A 6,448-nucleotide genomic window follows, 5' to 3' on the forward strand; every position below is an offset into this window, starting at 1 on the left:
GTCCGGGCACGCGCCCCTGACCGTCCGGCGAGCGCGCGCGGCGTCGGGCAGCCACCATCGTGGGATGGCCGACGAGCGCGACGACGCCCACCGCGAACCCCCCGGCACGCCCGAGGCGGTGGTCGACGCCGTCGGTGCGCTGACCGCCGCCTTCGAGGTGGTGGAGCACGCCCGCGGCATGCTCTACGCGTTCCACCGCCTCACCGGCCGGGCGGACAACGAGCTGGCCGAGGCCCTCGACCAGCTGGCCGAGGCCGGCCACCCGGACCTGGCCGACGAGCTCCGCGCCGAGCTCGTCGGCCGGAACGTGCTGCCGGGCCGGTGGACGTTCCAGGTGGTCGAGGCCTACGACGAGGAGTACTACCGGGTGTTCGAGGCGGCCGAGAAGCGCGTCCGGGACGAGCTGATGGCGGGGCGTCGGCACGTCTACGAGGCGCGGCTCAAGGAGGAGAACCGCACCCACGGCCGCCGGGGGCACGAGCCACGGCCGGACGCCTAACGACCCGTCACGCGGGCCTTGCCTGCCGCCAGGTCGAACAGCTTCGGCAGGACCGTGTCACCGGCCACCCGGAGCCCGTCGTGCAGGTGCTCGTTGGTGATCCAGACCTGCAGGTTGCCGACGTCGGTGGCCAGCGCGAGGTCCAGGTCCACGTACGGGTCGTCGTAGTACTGGACCGCCGCGACCGGCACCTCGTTGGCGGCCAGCCGGTCGAGGTCGTACAGCGCGGGCCACTCGGTCCGGGTGGCGAGCTCCTCCGCGGCGGCGCGGAACGGCCGCAGCGCCCGGTGCTGGTCGTACATCCACGGGAAGAACACCTCGCCCGTGAGCTGCAGGGGGCGGGCGTCGGCGGCGAAGGACGGCCACCGGTCGTGCTCCGCCTGCGCGGCCCAGCCCGGCTCCCGGTGCCCCTGGTGGTAGATCACCTCCTGCAGCACGCCGTACAGCGGCCTGCCGTCGAACCCGGTCTCCCGCGCGACCGCCGTGAGGAACCCGTCGGAGAGGGAGCCGTCGGCGGCGAACGCGGTGTCGAGCAGCCAGTGCAGCTCGTCGATCCCGGTGCTCATCCCGAAGCCCTGCCCCAGCTGCTGCAGGCGCTCGACGCTGAAGGGGTCCCCGTCCGGGAGCGCCACGGGACGTTCGGACACGACGTCCGCGATGCGCCCCAGCAGCGGGACGTCGTCGGGGTGCAGCCGGGCGAGCTCACGGTTGCGTGCGGCCTGCCGGCGGTACGTGTGCGCGTACACCTCCTCCGCGGTGGCCGTCGCCGGCGGGAGCCCGCCCGTGACGTAGCACCGGGTCAGCGCCTCGGGGTGGCGCGACAGGTAGGTGAGCGTGAGGAACCCGCCGTACGACTGGCCGAGCGTCGCCCACTGCCGGCCGCCGTAGACCGTCGCGCGCAGGTGCTCCGCGTCCGCCACGATCGCGTCCCCGCGGAAGCACGCGAGGTAGTCGGCGGCCAGTGCGGCGTCGTCGAACCCGGCGATCACCTGGCCGTCCACCGGCGACGACCGCCCGGTCCCCCGCTGGTCGAGCAGGATCACCCGGTACTTCTCCAGGGCCGTGCCGATCCAGCCGCCGCCCAGCGGTCGCGGACCCATCCCGCCCGGTCCACCCTGCAGGAAGAGCAGCAGGGGCAGGTCGTCCGACGCCTTCTGCGGGTCCACCACCTCGCGGGCGAACACCTCGATCGACCCGAACCGCTCCGGCGCCGACCAGTCCACCGGCACCTGGACCCGGTGCTCGCGGACGGTGAACCCGGTCATCGCGTACTGGTGCGTCACGGTCGCCAGCCTAGGGTCGTCCCCGACACACGTTCCAGGAGGTTCCCCTGAGCAGCACCGGCGTCGGCTTCCGTTCCGATCGCGGCCCGATCCTCGTCGCCATCATGACGACCACCGGTCTGGTCGCCATCGACGCGACCATCCTGGCCACGGCGGTCCCGACGATCGTCGCGGACCTCGGCGGCTTCTCCAGCTTCCCCTGGCTGTTCTCCGTCTACCTGCTCACGCAGGCGGTGAGCGTCCCGATCCACTCCAAGCTGGCGGACACGGTCGGCCGCAAACCCGTGGTGCTGCTCGGCATCGGGCTGTTCCTGCTCGGCTCGATCCTCTGCGGGCTGGCGTGGAGCATGCCCGCACTCATCGCGTTCCGGGCCATCCAGGGACTCGGCGCCGGCGCCGTGCAACCCATGGCCATCACCATCGCGGGGGACATCTACACCGTGGCCGAGCGCGCCAAGGCGCAGGGCTACATCGCCAGCGTGTGGGGCGTCTCGTCCGTGGTCGGACCGACGCTGGGCGGCCTGTTCTCCGAGTTCCTGTCCTGGAACTGGATCTTCTTCGTCAACATCCCCCTGTGCCTCGCCGCGGCCTGGCTGCTGGTCCGGTACTTCCACGAGACCGTCGAACGGACCCCGCACCGGATCGACTGGGCGGGCGGCGTGCTGCTCACCTCGTCGATGAGCCTGCTGATCCTGGCGCTGCTCGAGGGCGGGAACGCGTGGGAGTGGGTCTCCGTGCCGAGCGTCGGGGCGTTCGTCGTCGGCGCCGTGCTGCTCGCCGCCTTCGTGCGGGTGGAGCAGCACGCCGAGGAGCCCGTCCTGCCGCTGTGGGTGTTCTCGCGGCGGCTCCTGCGGGCGTCGGCGCTGGTGGGCGTCGGCGTGGGGATCATCCTCATCGGTCTCACGTCGTACGTGCCGACGTTCCTCGAGGCGCTGCTCGACGTGTCCCCGCTCACCTCCGGGCTGACCCTCGCCGCGCTCACCATCGGCTGGCCCATCGCCGCGTCGCAGTCCGGCCGGCTCTTCCTGCGGATCGGGTTCCGCGCCACCATGCTCATCGGCTCGGCCGTGGTCGTGCTGGGCACCGCCGGGCTCGTGCTCGCGACGGTGCACCCCTCGGTCTGGGCGGTGGGCCTGTCGTGCTTCGTCTCCGGCGTCGGGCTCGGGCTCGTCGCGTCCCCGAGCCTCATCGCCGCCCAGTCGAGCGTCGGCTGGGGCGACCGCGGGGTGGTCACGGGGGCCAACCTGTTCGCGCGGTCCATGGGCAGCGCGGTCGGCGTCGCGGCCCTGGGTGCGCTCATCAACGCGCTGATGGACGGCGACACCCCGGCGCAGGACCCTTCCCGGTTCGGCGACGCGGTGACCCTCGCGTTCGGCGCCGTGACCCTCGTGGCGCTGGCCACCGTCGTGGCCGCGGCGGCGATGCCCCGGACCACCGTCGAGCACGGTTCGCCGGGCACCGGGGCCGCGGAGGTCCCAGACTGAGCCCGTCACTAGAGGAAGGGACACCGTCATGGGTATCGAGGATCTGGTCAGCAAGGCGAAGGCCGCGGTCGACGGGAACGAGGAGCAGGTCAAGGACGCGCTCGACAAGGCCGGCGAGGCCGTCAAGTCGCGCACCAACGACCACCAGGACAGCACGGTCGACAGCGTGATCGAGAAGGCCAAGGACTACCTGGACGAGCAGAAGAAGTAGCGCCGACGCCCGGCGGGGCACACCCGCCGGGCACCGCGCAGGACGGAGCCACATGCCTCTGAGCGGCGAGTACCTGCCGAGCACGTCCGCGTGGGCCCGCAAGCAGGCGGAGACCTACGAGCGGACCCACGGCGAGAAGGCCAACACCCTGCAGGGCAAGCCCGTCGTCGTGCTCACCTCCGTGGGTGCCACGAGCGGCAAGCTGCGCAAGACCGCCCTCATGCGGGTCGAGCACGAGGGCCGGTACGCGGTCGTCGCCTCCAAGGGCGGGACCCCCGAGAACCCCGCCTGGTACCGCAACCTGGTCGAGCACCCGCTGGTCGAGCTGCAGGACGGCGCCGTGAAGAACGACTACCGCGCGCACGAGGCGAGCGGAGCCGAGCGCGACGAGTGGTGGGCGCGCGCCACCGAGGTCTGGCCGGCGTACGCCGACTACCAGCGCAGGACGACCCGGCTCATCCCGGTGCTCGTCCTCGAGCCGGCCTAGAGCTTCGCGCCCGTCTTCGCGTCGTGCTGCGGGTTGGCCGCGATCGAGTGCTTGTACGAGTACGCGAAGTAGATGACCACCCCGGCCACCAGCCACGCGAGGAATCGCAGCCACGTCAGGGTGGTGAGGTTGGCCATCAGCCACAGGCACGCCAGTCCCGCGATGATCGGCAGCGCCGGCGACCACGGGACGCGGAACCCGCGCGCGAGGTCCGGCCGCGACCTGCGCAGGATCGGGATGCCGAAGCTGACCAGCACGAACGCGGACAGCGTGCCGATGTTGATCATCTCCTCGAGCAGCTCCACCTCGGAGAGCCCGGCGATCAGGGCGACCACCACACCGACGACGATCTGCAGCCGGACGGGCGTCCCGTACCGGCGCGACGTCCGCGACGCCGCCCGGGGCAGCAGCCCGTCGCGGCTCATGGCGAACACGATGCGCGTCAGGCCCAGCAGCAGCACCATGAGCACCGAGGTGAGGCCCACCAGGATGCCCACGGAGATCACGCGGCCCGCCCAGTCCGCCCCCACCAGCACGAACGCGGTGGTCAGCGACGGGGTGTCCGCCTCCGCGAGCTCGGTGTAGCTGACCATCCCCGTGACCACGATCGTCACCAGGATGTAGAGCACAGTGACGATCGCGAGGCCGCCCAGGATGCCCCGCGGGACCGTGCGCTGCGGCTCCTTGGTCTCCTCCGCGGTGGTGGCCACCACGTCGAAGCCGATGAACGCGAAGAACACGAGCGCCGCGCCGGACAGGATGCCGATGACGCCGTACGCCGTGGGCTCGAGGCCGAACAGGAACGCGAACACCGGCTGCTCGAGGCCCGTCCGCTCGGGGGCCGGCACCGACGGCGGCACGAAGGGCGAGTAGTTGGCGGACTCCACGTAGAAGAACCCGACGACGATCACGAAGAGCGTGATCGCGACCTTGATGATGGTGAACACGCTGTTCACGCGCGTGCTGAGCTTGGTGCCCAGGGCGAGCAGCGCTGTGAACACGCCGACGATGACGACCGGGCCCCACTCCAGGTGCACGCCGCCGAGGACCAGCGTCGTCGGGATGTCGATGCCGAACAGGCCGAAGGCGTCGGACAGGTACACGCCCCAGAACTTCGCGATGACCGCCGAGCCCAGCAGCATCTCGAGGATGAGGTCCCACCCGATGATCCAGGCGACGAACTCCCCCATGGACGCGTAGGAGAACGTGTACGCGGACCCGGCGACAGGCACCGTCGACGCGAACTCGGCATAGCACATGATGGCCAGCCCGCACACGACCGAGGCGATGAGGAACGAGACGATGACGCCCGGCCCCGCGTAGTTGGCCGCCGCGGTCGCGCCCACCGAGAAGATGCCCGCGCCGACGGCCACCGCGACACCCAGGACGATGAGGTCCCAGGTGGTCAGCGTCCGGCGCAAGGCCCGTTCAGGGTCCAGCGTCTCCTCGAGCGAGTCCTCGACGGACTTGCGGCGGAAGATGTTCGCGTTCACGGCCATGGCTCACCCCCGCACCGAAGCATGCCGGTTCCCGCCCGATTCGTCTCCCCCAGCGGTCAGCCGAGCAGCAGGTACCAGCCGCCGACGCCGATGACGCCGCCCAGCAGCGGGGCCGCGACGGGCACCCAGGAGTACCGCCAGTCCGACGAACCCTTGTGCTGGAGGGGCAGCAGGGCGTGCACGAGCCGCGGGCCGAGGTCACGCGCGGGGTTGAGCGCCGGACCGGTCGGACCGCCGAGGCCGGCGACGAGCCCCCACACCAGGAAGCCCAGCGCGAGGTGCGCGACGGCGGGCTCGTCCTGCGCGAGCGGCGAGTGCACGATGGCCAGCGCGCAGGAGAAGAGCACCACGGAACCGAGCAGCTCGTTGAGGAACCCGTTGAGCCGCGACCGGGCAGCGTTGACGGTGGAGAACGTGGCGAGGATGTCCTCGGGGTCGGTGGTCAGGTCGTAGTACGGCTTGTGCGTGACGACGATCGCCACCTGGCCGGCCATCGCGCCGAGCAGCTGCGCCACCATGTACGGCGCCACCTCGCTCCAGGGGAACTGCCCCCACAGGGCCAGGCCGAGGGTGAACCCGGGGTTGATGTGGTTGCCGCTGATCCCGCCGAACATCAGCGCGGGGATCATCACGCCGAAGCCGTAGCCCATCGCGATCAGCGACCAGCCCCCGCGGTACCCCTTGGACCCCTTCAGGTGGACGTTGGCGACCGTGCCGTTGCCCAGGATGATGAGGATCGCGGTGCCGATGAACTCGCAGGCCAGCCGGACGGCAAGGCTGTACGACGGATCCATGCGTCCCCTGTTTCGTCGGTCCCGATGAGGACCGTCAGCCTCGCACAGCCGACGCCCTGCGCACGACGAGCGCCGCCGCGACACCCGCCGCGTACGCGAGCAGGTCCACGGCGGCGAACGTCGTGCCCAGCGCGTACCGGGCGGCCGGGACGGCGCCGACGACCGCGGCGGGCACGCCCGTCAGCTGCGCG

The 6,448-nt window shown here is 71.6% G+C and carries 7 protein-coding genes; 4 read left to right on the forward strand and 3 right to left on the reverse strand.

What is annotated here, in order from left to right:
- Nucleotides 1-64 precede the first annotated feature (64 nt).
- Nucleotides 65-499 (forward strand): hypothetical protein, encoded by a 435-nt coding sequence (locus RYN42_RS19135; RefSeq protein ID WP_315098899.1) that lies wholly within the window; start codon nt 65-67, stop codon nt 497-499.
- On the opposite strand, the gene RYN42_RS19140 is transcribed toward RYN42_RS19135, so the two are convergent.
- The gene (locus RYN42_RS19140) at nt 496-1,782 is read right to left on the reverse strand and encodes an alpha/beta fold hydrolase (protein WP_315098883.1); all 1,287 of its coding nucleotides are present in this window, start codon (nt 1,780-1,782) and stop codon (nt 496-498) included. The genes RYN42_RS19135 and RYN42_RS19140 overlap by 4 nt on opposite strands.
- A 104-nt stretch (nt 1,783-1,886) precedes the next feature.
- Here RYN42_RS19140 and RYN42_RS19145 point away from each other — a divergent pair, with 104 nt between their 5' ends.
- Genes RYN42_RS19145 through RYN42_RS19155 form a run of 3 tightly spaced genes read left to right on the forward strand, consistent with a single transcriptional unit; the run spans nt 1,887 to nt 3,964 of the window.
- Nucleotides 1,887-3,266: an MFS transporter gene (locus RYN42_RS19145; RefSeq protein WP_315098886.1), complete on the forward strand. Its 1,380-nt coding sequence runs from the start codon at nt 1,887-1,889 to the stop codon at nt 3,264-3,266.
- Between the two features lie 28 nt (nt 3,267-3,294).
- Nucleotides 3,295-3,477, forward strand: coding sequence for an antitoxin (locus tag RYN42_RS19150; RefSeq protein ID WP_315098889.1), 183 nt, complete (start codon nt 3,295-3,297; stop codon nt 3,475-3,477).
- A 52-nt stretch (nt 3,478-3,529) separates the two neighbouring features.
- Nucleotides 3,530-3,964, forward strand: a complete 435-nt coding sequence (locus RYN42_RS19155; protein ID WP_315098892.1) for a nitroreductase family deazaflavin-dependent oxidoreductase — start codon at nt 3,530-3,532, stop codon at nt 3,962-3,964.
- Here RYN42_RS19155 and RYN42_RS19160 read toward each other — a convergent pair.
- Nucleotides 3,961-5,463 (reverse strand): amino acid permease, encoded by a 1,503-nt coding sequence (locus RYN42_RS19160; RefSeq protein ID WP_315098894.1) that lies wholly within the window; start codon nt 5,461-5,463, stop codon nt 3,961-3,963. The two genes, RYN42_RS19155 and RYN42_RS19160, sit on opposite strands and share 4 nt — an antisense overlap.
- Before the next feature lie 56 nt (nt 5,464-5,519).
- Nucleotides 5,520-6,257 carry an MIP/aquaporin family protein gene (locus tag RYN42_RS19165; protein ID WP_315098897.1) on the reverse strand — a complete coding sequence of 246 codons (738 nt, stop codon included), beginning with the start codon at nt 6,255-6,257 and terminating at the stop codon, nt 5,520-5,522.
- Between the last annotated feature and the right edge of the window lie 191 nt (nt 6,258-6,448).

The sequence above is a fragment of the uncultured Cellulomonas sp. genome (genome assembly GCF_963527515.1).
GTDB lineage: Bacteria > Actinomycetota > Actinomycetes > Actinomycetales > Cellulomonadaceae > Cellulomonas.

Coding starts and splice junctions, on each gene's coding strand:
- RYN42_RS19135 (WP_315098899.1), top strand. CDS start 65: ATGGCCGACGAGCGCGACGACGCCCACCGCGAACCCCCCGGCACGCCC.
- RYN42_RS19145 (WP_315098886.1), top strand. CDS start 1,887: ATGACGACCACCGGTCTGGTCGCCATCGACGCGACCATCCTGGCCACG.
- RYN42_RS19150 (WP_315098889.1), top strand. CDS start 3,295: ATGGGTATCGAGGATCTGGTCAGCAAGGCGAAGGCCGCGGTCGACGGG.
- RYN42_RS19155 (WP_315098892.1), top strand. CDS start 3,530: ATGCCTCTGAGCGGCGAGTACCTGCCGAGCACGTCCGCGTGGGCCCGC.
- RYN42_RS19160 (WP_315098894.1), bottom strand. CDS start 5,463: ATGGCCGTGAACGCGAACATCTTCCGCCGCAAGTCCGTCGAGGACTCG.
- RYN42_RS19165 (WP_315098897.1), bottom strand. CDS start 6,257: ATGGATCCGTCGTACAGCCTTGCCGTCCGGCTGGCCTGCGAGTTCATC.